Here is a 16,021-nt window from a genome sequence, read left to right on the forward strand (position 1 = left end):
GCTCTGGCGCGAGGGGCGGGGGCCCAGGGGGCCGCCGCGACCGAGGGGCATTTCGCAGACCGGATCGAGGGGCGCACCGCGGACACCGGAGGCCCGCCGGCCGCCGCTCTGCGCGCCAGAGCGGTCCGGCGCCTGGGTGCGGTCAGCCTCGGCGAGCGGCCGCTGACTGTCCCGGCCGAGATCGCGTCCGCCGAGATTCTCGCCCGCGGCCTTGTCGGCCTCGGACTCGACCGCCTGCCCTGGACGCCGGCCCTGTCGCAATGGCGGGCCCGGGTGCAGTTCCTACATGCCGCCGAGGGCGATACGACGTGGCCGGATCTCTCCGACGCCGCCCTCGGGGCGAGTGCCGCAGCTTGGCTGGCGCCGGCGCTCGTCGGACGCAATTCCCTCGCGGCGATCACCCCGGACGACCTCGGCGGCGCCCTCCAGGGCCTGCTGCCCTGGCAACTTCGCAGCCGCCTGGATTCGGAGGCGCCGACCCATGTCGAGGTGCCGACCGGCTCGCGCATCCCGATCGACTACACCGAGGCCGAGCCTGTGCTGGCGGTCCGGGTGCAGGAATTGTTCGGCCTGGACCGCCATCCCACCGCGGGCGGCCGGCCCCTCGTGCTGCACCTGTTGTCGCCGGCACATCGCCCGATTCAGATCACCCGGGATCTGCCGGGCTTCTGGCGCGGTTCCTGGGCGGCGGTGCGCGCTGAGATGCGCGGGCGCTACCTGCGCCATCCCTGGCCGGAAGACCCGCTGGCCGAGGCGCCGACCCGGCGCGCCAAGCCCCGCGGCACGTGAGCTTCGGCAAGCCCGATGCCCGTCAACGACGAGATGGACGAGACCCGATGGCGATTGACCCGACACCCATCGATCCTGCATCCGAGGGCTGGGCGTTGGTGGAGGATGCGGGCTTCATCGCCCACGTCGGCCCCCTCCATATCCGCGCCGCGGACGGCGCCTACGCGTTCCGTGCGGAGCAGAAGCATGCCAACCTGATCGGCGTGGTCCATGGCGGCATGCTGATGAGCTTTGCCGACCGCGCCCTGGGCGAGACAGCGATGCGGGCCGCCGACGGCGCCAACTGCGTCACGATCCAGCTCGAGATGAAGTTCGTCGATGTCGGCCGCCTCGGCGACTGGCTCACCGTGCATCCCGGGGTGGTGAAACGCACCGGCTCCCTGGTGTTCATGCGCGGAGAGGTTCGCCAGGGCACGCGCCTCGTGGCGACAGCGGACGGCGTTTGGAAGATCCTGCGACGCAAGCCCGGTTGATCGAACCACGGTCCCAGTCATACTGCCGAGATCGGCAAGAGTTAGATCGACGATCGGTCGGCGTACGGGGAGGATTGCCATGTCACAACCGCAGAATGACGCGGCCGGAACTGGGCTCGCGCTGCCGTCCCGTCGCGCGATGCTCGTCGGTGCTGGCGCGGTCCTGGCCTCGACCACGGCGGCTCTCGGCCAGCCGGAGCCGCCCAGTACCGTGACCAACCCGCCCCGCGACTTTCGTCCCAGTGCAGCCCCGACCACCTATTTCAACGATCCCGACGTCATCACGGTCGATCCGGCCTTCGGCCCCTACGTGGTCCCCAACAGCGCCATCCGCCGTCTCTGGACCGGCGCACTCTGGGCGGAGGGGCCAGCCTGGAACAGCCTCGGCCGCTTCCTGATCTGGAGCGACATCCCGAACGACCGCCAGATGCGTTGGCTCGAGGAGGACGGGCATGTGGGCGTCTTCCGCAGCCGCAGCAACAACTCGAACGGCAACACCTTCGATCGCCAGGGCCGCCAGATCTCCTGCGAGCACGTCACCCGGCGGGTGGTACGCTATGAGCTCGACGGCTCGGCCACGATCCTGGCCGACCGCTTCGACGGCAAGCCGTTCAATTCACCCAACGACGTCGAGCAGCACGCCGACGGATCGTACTGGTTCACGGATCCGCCCTATGGCGGTCTCCTGTACGAGGGGATGCCGGACGAGGCGGGCGGCCCCTCGAACCCGCAGGGCCGGATCAATCCACGGCTCGGCCAGGCGGCCGGGATCGCCGTCGGCAAGCGCGCGCTCCCCAACGCGCTCTACCGCATCGACCCGACCGGCCGGATCGACCAGGTCCTGACGGACGCGCAGGTGCCGAATCCGAACGGGCTGTGCTTCTCGCCCGACCACAAGACGCTCTACCTGTCCTCCACCGGGAAAGGCCCCGGCGATACCGGAGCCGGCGGCAAGGGTGAGATCTACGCCTTCGATGTCGGAGACGGCCCCAAGCTGTCGAACCAGCGGCTGTTCTCGGATTGCGTCGTGGACGGCGTGAAGTGCGGACCGGACGGCATGCGGGCCGATGTCGACGGCAACCTCTGGGTCGCGAGCAACGCGGGCCGGGCGGTCGGCTACAACGGTGTCACGGTGTGGTCGCCGCAGGGCAAGCTGATCGGCCGCATCCGCCTGCCCGAGGTCTGCGGCAACCTCACCTTCGGCGGCCCGAAGCGGAACCGCCTGTTCATGACCGCGAGCCAGTCGCTCTACGCGGTCTATGTGAACACGCAGGGGGCGGGGCCGGCCTGAATGCGTGGAAGGGCCAACACAACGCAGACGCGGAATCGATTGAAGCCGGATTTCCCATTCGCCACCTGATCCTGAAGCCCGCGCTCCGGTGGGCGTCGGGACGCGGACGCGGAATCAACAGCCCTAGGCCCAATGGGTCCTCGCGCTCGCCCGAACGACGAAGGCGACGGACGGCGGCGAAAGGCGGAAAAGCAACCGTGGTTGCCAGGCCCCCAAGGCGCTATCTGTAACCGGCATGAGTGAGGAACCCGCCCCCGACCCGACCTTGAGCCGCCTCGGCGCCGCCTTGGGCGACCTGCCTAAGCGTGGGCTACCGCCGGTCGAGACATGGAACCCGCCCTATTGCGGCCCCATCGATATCCGCATCGCCGCGGACGGCACCTGGCATCACAACGGCTCGCCGATCCGCCGGGAGAAGATGGTGAAGCTGTTCGCCTCCATCCTGCGGCGCGAGCCGGATGGGCGGACGGTGCTGGTCACCCCCGTGGAGAGCGTCGGCATCACCGTGGACGACGCCGCCTTCGTAGCCGTCGAGATGGCGGTGGACAGTAGCGGGCAGGACCGGCGGATCTCGTTCCGGACCAATGTCGACGATCTCGTGAGCGTCGACTCCGAGCATGCCCTGCGCTTCGAGCAGGACGCGGATGGGGCTCTGAAGCCCTATCTTCATGTCCGGCGCGGACTCTCGGCCCTGGTGACCCGCGCGCTCACCTACGATCTGGTAGACCTCGCCGAGGAGCGCGTGATCGACGGGCAGCCGTGGCTCGGCCTCTGGGCCGGCGGCACCTTCCACACGATCGCCCCGGCCGAGGCCGCGTGAGCGACCCGCTCGCCGAATTCCTCGCTCGCGCCGCGTCCCACCTATCCCCGGACCCACCGGGCCCGGACGATCCGACCTCGAATCCCCGGGGAGACCATAGTCTCGACCCGGACGGGAGCGCGGTGATCCCGCCGCCGCCGCACCGGCGGGCCGCAGTGCTGGTGCCGGTGGTGTTCCGGAGGGACGGCCTGAGGCTGGTCCTGACCCAGCGGGCGGCCAACCTGCGTGACCATTCTGGGCAGGTCGCGCTGCCCGGCGGCAAGATCGACCCGGCCGATCCCGGACCCGCGGACGCCGCCCTGCGGGAGGCCCACGAGGAGATCGGGCTCGCGCCCGAATCAGTCCGCCTGCTCGGCTATCTCGACCCCTACCTGTCGGGCACCGGGTTCCTCGTCACGCCGGTGATCGGCGTGGTTCCGACCGACGCCGCCTTCACGCCGAACCCCACCGAGGTCGCGGACGTGTTCGAGGTGCCGTTGCCGGTGCTGATGGACCGCGACCGGTACGTTCTGCAGGCGCGGGTCTGGCAGGGACGCACCCGCCGGTACTATGCCCTGACCTTCGAGGACCGGCTGATCTGGGGCGTCACCGCCGGGATCCTGAACAACCTCCGGGAGCGCCTCTACCCGGAAACCGGCCCACACCCTGCGGGATAAGGCTACCGACCATCATGCTGCGCCGCCTCATCGAAGAGTTCGGCCTCTTCCTCATCCCGTTCGTGCTGTTCATGGCCTATCTGGTGCTCGTGGGCCGCAATCCGCTGCGCCGGGTGCACTGGGACCCACACCTCGTCCGCCTGGTGCTCGCCGGCCTCGCCATCGTCATCGGGACGCTGGTCTACGAGGGCCTGTTCTCGGAGCGCAGGGCCGGCGGCTACGTGCCGACCCATATGGAGAACGGCCGCCTCGTGCCGGGCGGCTTCAAGTGAGCCAGGCCGCCCTCGACCACGGTGCGCTCGCGGCCCTGCTGGGCCAGCCGGGCGTGCGGCGGGCACTCACGGCCCTCGATGTGCCGCACGCCGAGACGCGTTTGGTCGGCGGCTGCGTGCGCGACGCGCTGCTGGGCAGCCCGTCCGCCGACATCGACCTCGCGACCACGCTGCTGCCGGACGCCGTGATGGACGCCGCCCGGAAGGCGCAAGGCCTCAAGGCCGTGCCCACCGGGATCGAGCACGGCACGATCACCCTGGTCACCGAGGACGGCCCCATCGAGGTGACGACCCTGCGCGAGGATGTCGAGACCGATGGCCGCCACGCGGTGGTGCGGTTCGGTGGCGATTTCGCCCGGGATGCCGAGCGGCGCGACTTCACCGTCAACGCGCTCTCCCTGGGAGCCGACGGGCGCCTGCACGATACGGTCGGCGGTCTCGCCGACCTGGAGGCCGGGCGGGTGCGCTTCATCGGCGATCCCGGGACCCGGATCCGCGAGGATGCCCTACGGATCCTGCGCTTCTTCCGCTTCCACGCTCGGTTCGGCGCGGGCCCGCCCGATGATGCCGCGCTCGCCGCCTGCGTGGCCGCCCGGGACGCCCTCGACCGGCTGTCCCGCGAGCGGGTCCGGACCGAGTTCCTGAAGCTGCTGGATGCCCGCGGCGGCACCCAAATGGTCGCGATCCTGAGCGCCACCGGGCTGCTGCAACGGATCACCGGCGGTGTCGCCGAGCTCGGGCGTCTGAATCGGGCGGTTGCCGCAGCGCTCTCGCCGGTGATGCGTCTCGCGGCCCTCTCGGTCGGCGGGCGGCACGATGCGGACCGGTTGCGCGACCGGCTGCGCCTGTCGAAACAGGAGCACGCGCTGCTCAGCGGCTATGCAGACGCGCTGGCGGACCTTCACGGTCGCGCCGACATCGATCCGCTCACGGCTCGGGCGCTCGTGGCCGAGCACGGGCTGCCGCTCCTGCGGGAAGCGCTGACGATCATGACGGGCGAGCCTCGGCCCGTCCTGAAGGATCAGGCGCGGCAAGCGCTGGACGCGATGAGCGAGGCGGGTGGTGCGCCGCACTTCCCGCTCGCGGGGGCGGATCTCGTGGTGGCGGGCCTCTCGGCCGGTCCGGCCATCGGCCGCGGATTGGCCGCGGCCCGGGCGCTCTGGCTGGAGCGCGGCTGCCCGACAGATGCTGCGGCGCGGGCCGAACTGCTGGAGCGCGCGCTGGCGAGCGCCCGCACGTCCTCTCTCAGAGCTTGAGGAGCGCCTTGGTCTCCTGAAGCTGGACGATCTGGCCGTTCAGCTCCTCGCGCTTCTGCAGATCCTCGGTGGCATCGCGCTGCAGCTCGGCCGCCTCGATATCCCGGTCGAGGGAGTCGTGGGTCAGCTCCTCGATCGGCGCGGCGCGCTCGGCGAGCACCGTCACAGCGGTCGGGCCGATATCGGCGAAGCCGCCGCGGACGTAGATTCGCTTGCCGCTGCCCTGGCTCTCGGTGATCACGATGACGCCGACCCGCAGGGAGGTCAGGACCGGGGCGTGGCCCGGCATCACGGTCATCTCGCCCTCGGTGCCGGGCAGCTGAACGGCCGTCACCTCGCCGGAATACAGCGTCCGCTCGGGGCCGACGAAATCGAAGTGGAAGGTGGCCATCTCAGGACGATCCCGGAACCGCAACACGCTCTTCGCCCCATCGTGTGGCGAAGGTGGAGGTGGGGTGGTTCGGACGGCACCGGCGAGCCTCGCCACGGCCATCCCACCCCGGCCCCTCCCCACGAGGGGGAGGGGATGGGGGCCTTACGCGGCCTTCAGCTTCTTGGCCTTCTCCTGGGCCTGCTCGATCGTGCCGACCATGTAGAAGGCGGCCTCCGGCAGGTCGTCGTAGTCGCCGTTCACCAGGCCCTTGAAGCCCTTGATGGTGTCTTCCAGCTGCACCTGCACGCCCGGCGAACCGGTGAACACCTCGGCCACCGAGAAGGGCTGCGAGAAGAAGCGCTCGATCTTGCGGGCGCGGGCGACGGTGAGCTTATCCTCCTCGGACAGCTCGTCCATGCCCAGGATCGCGATGATGTCCTGGAGGGCCTTGTAGCGCTGCAGGGTCTGCTGCACCCGGCGGGCGACGTCGTAGTGCTCCTCGCCGAGGATGGCCGGCGACAGCATGCGCGAGGTCGAGTCGAGCGGATCCACGGCCGGGTAGATGCCCTTCTCAGCGATCGAGCGCGAGAGCACCGTGGTGGCGTCAAGGTGCGCGAACGAGGCGGCGGGCGCCGGGTCGGTCAGATCGTCGGCCGGCACGTAGATCGCCTGAACCGAGGTGATCGAACCCTTGTTGGTGGTGGTGATGCGCTCCTGCAGCGCGCCCATATCCGTGGCGAGCGTCGGCTGATAGCCCACGGCCGACGGGATGCGGCCCAGAAGCGCCGACACCTCGGAACCGGCCTGCGTGAAGCGGAAGATGTTGTCCACGAAGAACAGCACGTCCTGGCCCTCGTCGCGGAACTGCTCCGCGATGGTCAGGCCGGTAAGCGCGACGCGCGAGCGGGCGCCGGGCGACTCGTTCATCTGGCCGTAGACCAGGGCGCACTTCGAGCCAGCGGCCGAGCCGCCATTCTCCTTCGGGTCCAGGTTCACCTTGGACTCGATCATCTCGTGGTAAAGGTCGTTGCCCTCACGGGTGCGCTCGCCGACGCCGGCAAACACCGAATAACCCGAGTGCACTTTGGCGATGTTGTTGATCAGTTCCATGATCAGCACGGTCTTGCCGACGCCGGCGCCGCCGAACAGGCCGATCTTTCCGCCCTTCGCGTAAGGGGCGAGCAGGTCGACCACCTTGATGCCGGTCACGAGGATCTGCGCCTCGGTCGACTGGTCGGCGTAGGACGGGGCCGGCTGGTGGATGGCGCGGTATGTGTCACACACCACCGGGCCGGCCTCGTCGATCGGCTCGCCGATGACGTTCATGATCCGGCCCAGCGTGTTCATGCCCACCGGCACCTTGATTGGCTCGCCGGTATCCGTGCACTCTTGGCCGCGAGTCAGCCCCTCGGACGTGTCCATGGCGACGCAGCGGACGGTGCTCTCACCAAGCTGCTGGGCGACCTCGAGAACGAGACGGGCGCCGTTGTTCTTGGTCTCCAGGGCGTTCAGGATCTCCGGCAGGTGGCCGTCGCTGAACTGCACGTCGACCACGGGGCCGATGACCTGGATGATCTTGCCGACCTTGTTGGAGCCGGCGCCGGGGATTGCGGTGTTCGCCATTGTAAACCTACCCTTCAAGCTGTGCGTTCAGGTCGCGGTGCCTCAGAGAGCTTCCGCGCCCGAGATGATCTCGATGAGTTCTTTGGTGATCATGGCCTGACGCGTACGGTTGTAGATCAGCGTCTGCTTCTTGATCATTTCGCCGGCGTTGCGGGTGGCCGAGTCCATGGCGCTCATGCGCGCCCCCTGCTCGGACGCGGCGTTCTCCAAGAGCGCCCGATAGACCTGCACGGTGAGGTTCTTCGGCAGGAGCGTCTCCAGGATCGCCTCCTCGGACGGCTCGAATTCCAGCGCGGCATTGCCGATGCCGGCCTTCGCAGTGGTGTCGACCGCCGGCAGCTCAGCCGGGATAAGCCGCTGCGCGGTCGGGATCTGCGAGATCACCGACCGGAACTCGGAGTAGAACAGGGTCGCGACGTCGAACTCGCCGGCCTCGAAGCGCGTCAGGATCTTGTTGGCGATCCCGGCGGCGAACTCGTAGTCCACCGGGCGGTTGCCGCGGATATCCATGCTCTCGACGATCTGGTCGCGATACAGGCGCCGCAGCTGGTCGTTGCCCTTCTTGCCGACCGTCATGATCTTGACCGTCTTGCCGGCGGCGGTGAGCTTCACGATGTGTTCCCGGACCGCCAGGCGGACGATCGAGGAGTTGAACGCCCCGCACAGGCCGCGGTCGCCGGTGCAGACGACCAGCAGGTGGGTCTGATCGGCGCCGGTGCCGGAGAGCAGCTTCGGGGCGCCCACGCCGCCGACGAGGTTGCCCGCGAGGTTGCCGAGCACTTGAGCCATCTTCTCCGCGAAGGGACGGCCGGCCTCGGCGGCCAGCTGCGCCCGGCGCAGCTTGGCGGCGGCGACCATCTGCATGGCCTTGGTGATCTTCTGCGTCGCCTTCACCGAGGTGATGCGGTTGCGCAGGTCCTTCAAACTCGCCATCGGGCCGCGTCCAGATCCGTTCCAGGGCCTCTCCTCCCCCATGTGGGGAGGAGCCGAAGGTGGGGGTGGTGCCGGGTCAAGGGCCCGAAAGTGCGGTCAGCACCGGCGTCCAACCCCAGCCCTCCCCACCGCAGGCGGGGAGGTCGCAAGGTTCGTGTCGGATCAGGCGCCGATCGACTTCGCCACGCCCTCGACCACGCTCTTCAGCTTGCCGGCGCTCTCGTCCGACAGGTCCTTCGAGGTGGCGATGGCGCCGAGCAGATCCTGGTGCTTCGTGCGCAGCGTGCTGAGCAGGCTGTCCTCGAAGGCGCGGATCTTGTTCACCGGCAGCTTGTCCAGGTAGCCGTTCACGCCGGCGTAGATCACAGCGACCTGCTCTTCCATCTTCAGCGGCGAGAACTGCGGCTGCTTCAGGAGCTCGGTGAGCCGCGAGCCGCGGTTCAGGAGCTGCTGGGTCGAGGCGTCGAGGTCGGAGCCGAACTGCGCGAAGGCCGCCATCTCGCGGTACTGCGCTAGCTCGCCCTTGATCTTGCCGGCGACCTTCTTCATCGCCTTGGTCTGGGCCGAGGAGCCCACCCGCGACACCGAGAGGCCGACGTTCACCGCCGGGCGGATGCCCTGGTAGAACAGGTCGGTCTCGAGGAAGATCTGGCCGTCGGTGATCGAGATCACGTTGGTCGGGATGTAGGCCGAGACGTCGTTGGCCTGGGTCTCGATGACCGGCAGCGCGGTCAGCGAGCCGTTGCCGGCGGCGTCGCCCATCTTGGCGGCGCGCTCGAGCAGGCGGCTGTGGAGGTAGAACACGTCGCCCGGATACGCCTCGCGGCCCGGCGGACGGCGCAGCAGCAGCGACATCTGCCGGTAGGCCACGGCCTGCTTGGACAGATCGTCATACACGATCACGGCGTGCATGCCGTTGTCGCGGAAATACTCGCCCATGGCGCAGCCGGCGAACGGCGCGATGAACTGCATCGGCGCGGCGTCCGAGGCGGTGGCGGCGATGACGATCGAGTATTCCAGGGCGCCCTGGTCCTCGAGCACCTTCACGAACTGGGCGACCGTCGAGCGCTTCTGCCCGATGGCGACGTAGATGCAGAAGAGCTTGGCCTTCTCGTCACCGCCGGCGGCGTGGCCGGGCTTCTGGTTCAGGATGGTGTCGAGGGCGATGGCGGTCTTGCCGGTCTGGCGATCGCCGATGATCAGCTCGCGCTGGCCGCGGCCGACCGGGATGAGGGCGTCGATCGCCTTCAGGCCCGTGGCCATCGGCTCGTGCACCGACTTGCGCGGGATGATGCCCGGCGCCTTCACGTCGACGCGGCGCCGTTCGGTCGACTCGATCGGGCCCTTGCCGTCGATCGGGTTGCCGAGGCCGTCGACCACGCGGCCGAGCAGGCCCTTGCCGACCGGCACGTCCACGATGGCGCCGGTGCGCTTGACGGTCTGGCCTTCCTTGATCTCACGGTCGGAGCCGAAGATCACGATGCCGACGTTGTCCTGCTCGAGGTTGAGCGCCATGCCGCGCACACCCGACTCGAACTCGACCATTTCACCGGCCTGGACGTTGTCGAGACCGTAGGCACGGGCGATGCCGTCACCGACGGACAGGACCTGCCCAACCTCGGAAACCTCGGCCTCTTCGCCGAAGTTCTTGATCTGGTCCTTCAGGATCGCGGAGATCTCGGCGGCGCGGATGTCCATACTCGGCCTCTGTCGCTAAATCGTCAGTGCATGTTCGGATCGGATGGGGGCGCGCTTACCGCGCGGCCCGCATCGCGAGGCGGATACCGTTGAGCTTGGTCTTCAGGGACGCGTCGATCATGCGCGAGCCCATCCGGACGACGAGGCCGCCGATCAGGCTCGGATCGATGACCAGATCGACGTCCACATCGGACTTGGCGATGTCGCGCAGGGACGCCTTGATCTCCTCGATCAGCGCGTCGGACGGCCGTTCGGCCACCCGCACCTCGGCGCGCACGACGCCCTTCGAGTCCTGGACCAGCGACCGGAAGGCGCGGATCATGCCCGGCAGGGCGAAGAGGCGCCGGTTCGAGGCCGCAAGCCGGATGAAGTTGCCGGCCAGTCCGCCGATCCCGGCGCGGTCGAGGACGGCCCCGATGGCGGCGACCTGCTCGCTGGGGGTGAAGGCCGGGCTGCGGACGAGGCGGCGCAGGTCCGCGCTCTCCTTCAGCAGGGCATCGAATTGATTGAGTGCTTCGGCGACTGCGTCGACCTGGCGCTCGTCACGCGCGAGCTCGAAGAGGGCGGAAGCGTACCGGCCCGCCACGCCTGCGACCAGGGGACCAGCCTCGGAACCGTTCTGCGCCACCCGTCGCTCTCTTCTCTGTTGCCCGCCCGATCCGCGCGCTCCGGCCGGGAGCACGGTGCGGATACCGTTCGGGACGTGGGATCGCGCCAGCGGAGGGAAGGGTCGAGAACCAGCCCTTGTGGCGCGGCGACCGCCTAGCATGCCAGCATGGCCGCACGCAACACGGACCGGCGCGGCTCTGCGCGCCACGGCGGCGGAAGTGTGACGCAGCCGGCCTCAGCAGGCGAGGCGATCGCACCGCCGGGTGCTGGCGATCATCTTCGCCATGGCGTTGGCGCCGGGGTGACCGAGGATGCCGCTGTTGCCCAGGACGTACGAGGGCGTCGCGTAGAGGCCGAGATCGGCCGCCATCCGCATCTGGCTCTTGAGCGCCAGCCGGACCTCCTCGCTGTCGGCGATTTCCTCGATGTCCGCCTGCGCGATGCCGAGCGCGGCCGCGGCCGTGAGGGCGCCGGGCCCGTCGATGCGGCCGGGCTTGCTCAGCAGCGTCCGGTAGAATCCCCAGGCGGCCGCAGCGCCGAGCTTGCGCTGAACCGCCAGCATCACCTTGGCGGCCTGGGCGGATTGCGGCGACAGGATCGGGTTGTTGACGAGGCCGATGCGCAGGTCCGGATCCGATTCGTGCAGCGCCATCACATCGGCCGCGGCCTTGCGGCAGTACGGGCAGTTGAAGTCGAAGAACTCGTACAGCGTGGTCTGCGCCTCGCGCGGTCCCGCATAGGTGACCCCGCGCAGGCCCGGGATCTGCCCGGTGATCTCACCAGGCAGGATCGAGTTCGCGACCGGCCGGCCATCATCGCCCGTCACCGCGACGCGCTGGCCGTAGGATTGCGCGGCCGCACGCCCGAGCCCGGCGCCCAGGGACGCGCCGGCCGCGGCGGCGATGAGGTGACGACGGGACAGCGCCATGGAATCCGTCCGGGACAGAGGGGATCGTTCGGCCGGAGCGGGGCCGGAACAGGAACTTGCGCCGACAGATGATGCCGGTTGGTGAACGCCGCCCTACCGGATCCCGGCCGGGCGGTCGCCGACCGCCCAGGCCATGGCCTGCTCCAGCCGGTCGTTGCCCCAGAACAGCTCGCCGTCGTCGGCCAGGAAGGTCGGGGCGCCGTAGATGCCGCGAGACCGCGCCTCCTCGACGCTGACCCGGAGCCGGGTCTTGTTGGCCTCGCCGGCGGCAGCGCGCACCGTCTGTGTGCCGTCGAGACCGAGCGAATCGAGGATCTCGACCACGGCGGACGGCTCGGCGATGGAGCGTCCTTCGGCGAAGCTCGCGGTGAAGACCGCCTTCGAGAACGGCACAAGCCAATCCTGGTCGTGCCCGTAGACCGCCGCCCGCACCGCGCTGAGGCTGTTCTGCGGAAACTGGGCCGGCCGGGTGAGCGGCGGCAAGCCGAGTCGGGCGGCCTCGCGCTCCACGTCCCGCCACATGTTCTTGCCCTTGGCCGGGTAGAGGTTGAACGGCGAGGTCGTCCAGCCCTGCGCCGCGAAGAGCGGCCCGACCAGGAACGGTCGCCAGCGCACGGTCACGCCCGCATCGGCGGCGGCCGCCTCGATCCGCATCGCCGCCAGATAGGAATACGAGGAGGCGAATTCGTACCAGAACTCCAAGGTTGGCTGGCGCGCCATAGATTTCGCTTCTCCGATGCTCTCGTGCGGCGGGGATCAGGCAATGCCCGCGCCGCGCCGTGCCTCACACGGCCGCAAGGCCGTCATGAGGCGAAACGCTGTCGATCGTCCGGAACAGGCTACGCGCGAGGCGGCACGCCGGTTGCAGGCCGATGATGCCCGCGATAAGCCGCCGACACCCTGCACCAGTTCCGGAACCAGCATGTCCGATCCCGCGAAGAGCCCCGTGAAGAAGGTGGTGCTGGCCTATTCCGGCGGCCTCGACACCTCGATCATCCTGAAGTGGCTGCAGACCACCTACGGCTGCGAGGTCATCACCTTCACGGCCGATCTCGGCCAGGGGGAAGAGCTGGAGCCGGCCCGCCGCAAGGCGGAGCTGCTCGGGATCAAGCCCGAGAACATCTTCATCGAGGACCTGCGCGAAGAGTTCGTGCGGGATTACGTGTACCCGATGTTCCGGGCCAACGCGGTCTACGAAGGCGTGTATCTGCTCGGCACCTCGATCGCGCGGCCGCTGATCGCCAAGAAGCAGATCGAGATCGCCGAGCGGCTGGGAGCCGACGCGGTCTGCCACGGTGCCACCGGCAAGGGCAACGACCAGGTCCGGTTCGAACTCGGCTACTACGCGCTGAAGCCCGATGTCACCGTGATCGCCCCCTGGCGCGAATGGGACCTGCGCTCCCGCGAGCAACTGATCGCCTTCGCCGAGCAGCACCAGATCCCGATCGCCAAGGACAAGCGCGGCGAGAGCCCGTTCTCGGTGGACGCCAACCTGCTGCACGCCTCCTCCGAGGGCAAGGTGCTGGAGGATCCGGCCGTCGAGGTGCCCGACTACGTCTTCTCCCGGACGATCTCGCCGGAGCAGGCGCCGGACACCCCCACCATCGTCACCATCGGGTTCGAGAAGGGCGACGCGGTGTCGATCGACGGCGAAGCCCTGTCGCCCGCGAGCCTGCTGGCCAAGCTCAACCAGCTCGGCCACGACAACGGCATCGGCCGGCTCGACCTCGTGGAGAACCGCTTCGTCGGCATGAAGAGCCGCGGCATGTACGAGACGCCGGGCGGCACGATCCTGTTGCCGGCCCACCGGGCGATCGAATCGATCACGCTGGACCGCGGCGCGGCCCACCTCAAGGACCAGCTGATGCCGCAATACGCGGAGCTGATCTACAACGGCTTCTGGTTCTCGCCCGAGCGCGAGATGATCCAGGCGCTGATCGACAAGAGCCAGGAGAAGGTCACCGGCACGGTGCGGCTGAAGCTCTACAAGGGCGGCGTCCACGTGATCGGCCGCGAGAGCCCGCACTCGCTCTACGACCAGGACCTCGTGACCTTCGAGGAGGGCGCCGTCGCCTACGATCACCGCGACGCGGCGGGCTTCATCAAGCTCAACGCCCTGCGGCTGCGCACCCTGGCGCAGCGCAAGAAGCGGGACGCCTGAGCGTCCCCCCCCCCGGGAGGCCCGCGCTCAGGCGGGCTCCCAGACCGAGGCTGCGTTCCGGCGGAACAGGCCAGGCCCGAGATCGGCGTAGCGCAGGAAGATCTGGAAAGCCGGCTGCATCTCGCGGTGGAGCCGGGCCAGGCTGTCCTCGTCGGTGGCGCCGCCGATATGCTGCCCCATGGCCAGCGTGTACGGCCCGGTCCCGCCATAGGGCCGGTCCAGGTCAATGCGCGGCACGCCGTGCCCTGCGTCCCAGACGTGGTTGAGCTGCGGAATCAGGGCCAGATGCGCATCCGTCACCGCGAAGGTGATGTGCTCCGGCGTCTCGCCGGTGGCGGCATCCCGGAACACGTCGGTGATCGACGCGCAATCCAGCTTGGCGAGCGGGTTGTGGTACTGGTAGCGGCCGGGCTTGAGCTTGGCGTTCTGCGAGAACACGGCGATCCCGTCCTCCAGCGCCCGGTGCTCCTCCTCGGCGCCGTCGTCGTCCCCCGTGACGTTGGCGATGTCGCCGTCCCGGTCGTGGCTGCCGTAGGGCGCCTCCGGGTGGATCATCGGCGCGCCGGGCTCGGTGCCGTTCCAGGCGACCACCATCCGGCGGATCAGGGCGATGCGCTCGAGGGTGAGGTCGTAGACGGCGTCGTTCATGGTCAGGCGATCCCGGATGTCGTGGTTCTGGCGCCCCTCTTACAGAGCCGATTCGGAGGCTGCTACCGCCCGGAACGGCCTTGTGCCTCCACGTGATTGGTCATACGTATATCCCAGCTGGATATCCCATACTTCGATTGAGATATCTCCAGGAGGTTGCGCATGGCCAGTTCCACGGTGTTTTCCAGCAATCGCAGCCAAGCGGTGCGGCTGCCCAAGGCGGTCGCTTTCCCCGCCGACGTGCATCAGGTCGACGTCTTGAAGATCGGCCGCAGCCGTGTGATCGTTCCACAGGGGCAGAGATGGGACGATTTTTTTTTGAATGAGCCGTGCGCGAGCGAAGATTTCATGAACGAACGCGTGCAGCCAGCAGCGGAGACGCGCGAGTTGTTCTGATGTTGACGTACATGCTTGATACAAACATCTGCATCTACGTCATAAAGAGGCATCCGGCCGCAATCCGTGAAAGATTCAATGCGCTCGCGGAGCAGCTTTGCATTTCTAGCATTACGTTGGGCGAATTGCATTATGGGGCGGAAAAATCGGTGCGCCGCGCCGAGAATCTAACGAATATCACTCACTTCGTAGCGCGGCTGGAAGTGCTGCCCTTCACCGATAAGGCAGCGGCCCATTATGGGCAGGTTCGCGCCGAACTTGAGCGGGCCGGAACACCGTGCGGTATCCACGACATGCAGATCGGCGCTCACGCTCGCAGTGAGGGTCTGATCGTTGTGACCAACAACATGCGGGAGTTCAGCCGCATGCCCGGGGTAAGGTCGGAAAATTGGCTGACGGCGCCGATTGGACCGGCCGCCTAACCCCGCCATGCGCCTCCTCGACCGATACCTGCCGACCTACCAGTTCAGCGAGACGCATGCCTGCCTGGTGGCTGCCGAACCCGCCGCGATCCTCGACAGCGTCGTCGCCTATCGGCCGGACTCGGACCGGTTCTTTCGGCTCATGATCGGCCTACGGGAGCTGCCGATGCGCCTCTTCGGCGAGCCGGAGGCTCTGCGGGCGCCGTTCGGATTCCACGACTTCACGCTGCTCGCCCGGAGCGAGAGCGAGATCGTCTACGGCTTGATCGGCCGGTTCTGGCGCCCGAATTTCGGCCTGGAGCCCATCGCCGACGGTGCGGCGTTCCTCGCGTTCGATGCAGCCCACGTCGCCAAGCTCGCCTTGGCCTTCACGGCGCGGTGCGATCCCGAAGGCCGGACCCGGCTCGTCACCGAGACGCGGGTGTCCTGCGCGAGCCGCGCGGCGCGGCTGAAATTCACGCCCTACTGGCTCCTGATCCGCCCGGTCAGCGGTCTCGTGCGCCGCCGTACCCTCGCGTCGATCAAGAGCGCCAGCGAGCAGCCAGCGAGCACCGGATCGTAAAAAAATTATCGCCGCAGGCAGCCCGTAAGCCCTTCGATCTGGCCCATCATGGCTTGGATCTGCGCGGCGCGCCGGCGCACGCCGGGGGAGGGGCGGCCGGCGCTGCGGGTG

19 protein-coding genes and 1 pseudogene are annotated in these 16,021 nt (G+C 68.6%); 11 read left to right on the top strand and 9 right to left on the bottom strand.

What is annotated here, in order from left to right; all coding sequences use genetic code 11:
- From FV228_RS07520 to FV228_RS07550, 7 genes are all read left to right on the top strand, one after another.
- Positions 1 to 789 (top strand): ATP-dependent helicase C-terminal domain-containing protein (locus FV228_RS07520; protein ID WP_281406475.1); only part of this gene is annotated, 789 nt, incomplete at its 5' end.
- Between the two features lie 47 nt (positions 790 to 836).
- A complete protein-coding gene (locus FV228_RS07525) occupies positions 837 to 1,262 on the top strand; it encodes a PaaI family thioesterase (protein WP_147854033.1) in 426 nt (141 codons plus the stop codon).
- A 139-nt stretch (positions 1,263 to 1,401) separates the two neighbouring features.
- Positions 1,402 to 2,553 carry an SMP-30/gluconolactonase/LRE family protein gene (locus FV228_RS07530; protein ID WP_246693863.1) on the top strand — a complete coding sequence of 384 codons (1,152 nt, stop codon included), beginning with the start codon at positions 1,402 to 1,404 and terminating at the stop codon, positions 2,551 to 2,553.
- 235 nt (positions 2,554 to 2,788) lie between these two features.
- Positions 2,789 to 3,373 carry a DUF1285 domain-containing protein gene (locus FV228_RS07535; protein ID WP_147854035.1) on the top strand — a complete coding sequence of 195 codons (585 nt, stop codon included), beginning with the start codon at positions 2,789 to 2,791 and terminating at the stop codon, positions 3,371 to 3,373.
- Positions 3,370 to 4,029: a CoA pyrophosphatase gene (locus tag FV228_RS07540; protein WP_147854036.1), complete on the top strand. Its 660-nt coding sequence runs from the start codon at positions 3,370 to 3,372 to the stop codon at positions 4,027 to 4,029. The genes FV228_RS07535 and FV228_RS07540 overlap by 4 nt, the downstream gene beginning before the upstream one ends.
- Before the next feature lie 14 nt (positions 4,030 to 4,043).
- Positions 4,044 to 4,301 carry a DUF6111 family protein gene (locus FV228_RS07545; protein ID WP_147854037.1) on the top strand — a complete coding sequence of 86 codons (258 nt, stop codon included), beginning with the start codon at positions 4,044 to 4,046 and terminating at the stop codon, positions 4,299 to 4,301.
- The gene (locus tag FV228_RS07550; RefSeq protein ID WP_147854038.1) at positions 4,298 to 5,557 is read left to right on the top strand and encodes a CCA tRNA nucleotidyltransferase; all 1,260 of its coding nucleotides are present in this window, start codon (positions 4,298 to 4,300) and stop codon (positions 5,555 to 5,557) included. Before FV228_RS07545 ends, FV228_RS07550 begins: the two co-directional genes overlap by 4 nt.
- Here FV228_RS07550 and FV228_RS07555 read toward each other — a convergent pair.
- The 7 genes from FV228_RS07555 to FV228_RS07585 form a co-directional block, all read right to left on the bottom strand.
- Positions 5,547 to 5,948: a F0F1 ATP synthase subunit epsilon gene (locus FV228_RS07555; protein ID WP_147854039.1), complete on the bottom strand. Its 402-nt coding sequence runs from the start codon at positions 5,946 to 5,948 to the stop codon at positions 5,547 to 5,549. The two genes, FV228_RS07550 and FV228_RS07555, sit on opposite strands and share 11 nt — an antisense overlap.
- A 144-nt stretch (positions 5,949 to 6,092) precedes the next feature.
- The gene (atpD, locus tag FV228_RS07560) at positions 6,093 to 7,553 is read right to left on the bottom strand and encodes a F0F1 ATP synthase subunit beta (protein WP_147854040.1); all 1,461 of its coding nucleotides are present in this window, start codon (positions 7,551 to 7,553) and stop codon (positions 6,093 to 6,095) included.
- A 42-nt stretch (positions 7,554 to 7,595) separates the two neighbouring features.
- Entirely contained in the window at positions 7,596 to 8,486 is an 891-nt protein-coding gene (locus FV228_RS07565) for a F0F1 ATP synthase subunit gamma (protein WP_147854041.1), read from the bottom strand.
- Between the two features lie 162 nt (positions 8,487 to 8,648).
- Positions 8,649 to 10,184: a F0F1 ATP synthase subunit alpha gene (atpA, locus tag FV228_RS07570; RefSeq protein ID WP_147854042.1), complete on the bottom strand. Its 1,536-nt coding sequence runs from the start codon at positions 10,182 to 10,184 to the stop codon at positions 8,649 to 8,651.
- Between the two features lie 55 nt (positions 10,185 to 10,239).
- The gene (locus FV228_RS07575; protein WP_147854043.1) at positions 10,240 to 10,812 is read right to left on the bottom strand and encodes a F0F1 ATP synthase subunit delta; all 573 of its coding nucleotides are present in this window, start codon (positions 10,810 to 10,812) and stop codon (positions 10,240 to 10,242) included.
- Positions 10,813 to 11,028: 216 nt separating this feature from the next.
- Entirely contained in the window at positions 11,029 to 11,721 is a 693-nt protein-coding gene (locus FV228_RS07580; RefSeq protein ID WP_147854044.1) for a DsbA family protein, read from the bottom strand.
- Between the two features lie 93 nt (positions 11,722 to 11,814).
- Positions 11,815 to 12,441 carry a 2-hydroxychromene-2-carboxylate isomerase gene (locus FV228_RS07585; protein ID WP_147854045.1) on the bottom strand — a complete coding sequence of 209 codons (627 nt, stop codon included), beginning with the start codon at positions 12,439 to 12,441 and terminating at the stop codon, positions 11,815 to 11,817.
- A gap of 202 nt (positions 12,442 to 12,643) precedes the next feature.
- Here FV228_RS07585 and FV228_RS07590 point away from each other — a divergent pair, with 202 nt between their 5' ends.
- The gene (locus tag FV228_RS07590; RefSeq protein ID WP_147854046.1) at positions 12,644 to 13,882 is read left to right on the top strand and encodes an argininosuccinate synthase; all 1,239 of its coding nucleotides are present in this window, start codon (positions 12,644 to 12,646) and stop codon (positions 13,880 to 13,882) included.
- 27 nt (positions 13,883 to 13,909) lie between these two features.
- On the opposite strand, the gene FV228_RS07595 is transcribed toward FV228_RS07590, so the two are convergent.
- Positions 13,910 to 14,530, bottom strand: coding sequence for a hypothetical protein (locus FV228_RS07595; protein ID WP_147854047.1), 621 nt, complete (start codon positions 14,528 to 14,530; stop codon positions 13,910 to 13,912).
- Positions 14,531 to 14,692: 162 nt separating this feature from the next.
- On the opposite strand from FV228_RS07595, the gene vapB reads away from it, so the two are divergent.
- Genes vapB through FV228_RS07610 form a run of 3 tightly spaced genes read left to right on the top strand, consistent with a single transcriptional unit; the run spans position 14,693 to position 15,910 of the window.
- Positions 14,693 to 14,926, top strand: a complete 234-nt coding sequence (gene vapB / locus FV228_RS07600) for a type II toxin-antitoxin system VapB family antitoxin (protein ID WP_147854048.1) — start codon at positions 14,693 to 14,695, stop codon at positions 14,924 to 14,926.
- Positions 14,926 to 15,348 (top strand): type II toxin-antitoxin system VapC family toxin, encoded by a 423-nt coding sequence (locus tag FV228_RS07605; RefSeq protein ID WP_147854049.1) that lies wholly within the window; start codon positions 14,926 to 14,928, stop codon positions 15,346 to 15,348. Before vapB ends, FV228_RS07605 begins: the two co-directional genes overlap by 1 nt.
- A 7-nt stretch (positions 15,349 to 15,355) precedes the next feature.
- The gene (locus FV228_RS07610; RefSeq protein WP_147854050.1) at positions 15,356 to 15,910 is read left to right on the top strand and encodes a hypothetical protein; all 555 of its coding nucleotides are present in this window, start codon (positions 15,356 to 15,358) and stop codon (positions 15,908 to 15,910) included.
- 5 nt (positions 15,911 to 15,915) lie between these two features.
- Here FV228_RS07610 and FV228_RS34895 read toward each other — a convergent pair.
- A pseudogene (locus FV228_RS34895) lies at positions 15,916 to 16,021 on the bottom strand (monofunctional biosynthetic peptidoglycan transglycosylase); the annotation flags it as partial.

Source organism: Methylobacterium sp. WL18, assembly GCF_008040015.1.
Classification (GTDB): Bacteria; Pseudomonadota; Alphaproteobacteria; order Rhizobiales; family Beijerinckiaceae; genus Methylobacterium; species Methylobacterium mesophilicum.

Bases quoted from the DNA above. Each gene is read 5' to 3' on its own strand.
- FV228_RS07525 (WP_147854033.1), top strand. From the start codon at position 837: ATGGCGATTGACCCGACACCCATCGATCCTGCATCCGAGGGCTGGGCG.
- FV228_RS07530 (WP_246693863.1), top strand. From the start codon at position 1,402: ATGCTCGTCGGTGCTGGCGCGGTCCTGGCCTCGACCACGGCGGCTCTC.
- FV228_RS07535 (WP_147854035.1), top strand. From the start codon at position 2,789: ATGAGTGAGGAACCCGCCCCCGACCCGACCTTGAGCCGCCTCGGCGCC.
- FV228_RS07545 (WP_147854037.1), top strand. From the start codon at position 4,044: ATGCTGCGCCGCCTCATCGAAGAGTTCGGCCTCTTCCTCATCCCGTTC.
- FV228_RS07555 (WP_147854039.1), bottom strand. From the start codon at position 5,948: ATGGCCACCTTCCACTTCGATTTCGTCGGCCCCGAGCGGACGCTGTAT.
- atpD (WP_147854040.1), bottom strand. From the start codon at position 7,553: ATGGCGAACACCGCAATCCCCGGCGCCGGCTCCAACAAGGTCGGCAAG.
- FV228_RS07565 (WP_147854041.1), bottom strand. From the start codon at position 8,486: ATGGCGAGTTTGAAGGACCTGCGCAACCGCATCACCTCGGTGAAGGCG.
- atpA (WP_147854042.1), bottom strand. From the start codon at position 10,184: ATGGACATCCGCGCCGCCGAGATCTCCGCGATCCTGAAGGACCAGATC.
- FV228_RS07580 (WP_147854044.1), bottom strand. From the start codon at position 11,721: ATGGCGCTGTCCCGTCGTCACCTCATCGCCGCCGCGGCCGGCGCGTCC.
- FV228_RS07585 (WP_147854045.1), bottom strand. From the start codon at position 12,441: ATGGCGCGCCAGCCAACCTTGGAGTTCTGGTACGAATTCGCCTCCTCG.
- FV228_RS07590 (WP_147854046.1), top strand. From the start codon at position 12,644: ATGTCCGATCCCGCGAAGAGCCCCGTGAAGAAGGTGGTGCTGGCCTAT.
- FV228_RS07595 (WP_147854047.1), bottom strand. From the start codon at position 14,530: ATGAACGACGCCGTCTACGACCTCACCCTCGAGCGCATCGCCCTGATC.
- vapB (WP_147854048.1), top strand. From the start codon at position 14,693: ATGGCCAGTTCCACGGTGTTTTCCAGCAATCGCAGCCAAGCGGTGCGG.
- FV228_RS07605 (WP_147854049.1), top strand. From the start codon at position 14,926: ATGTTGACGTACATGCTTGATACAAACATCTGCATCTACGTCATAAAG.
- FV228_RS07610 (WP_147854050.1), top strand. From the start codon at position 15,356: ATGCGCCTCCTCGACCGATACCTGCCGACCTACCAGTTCAGCGAGACG.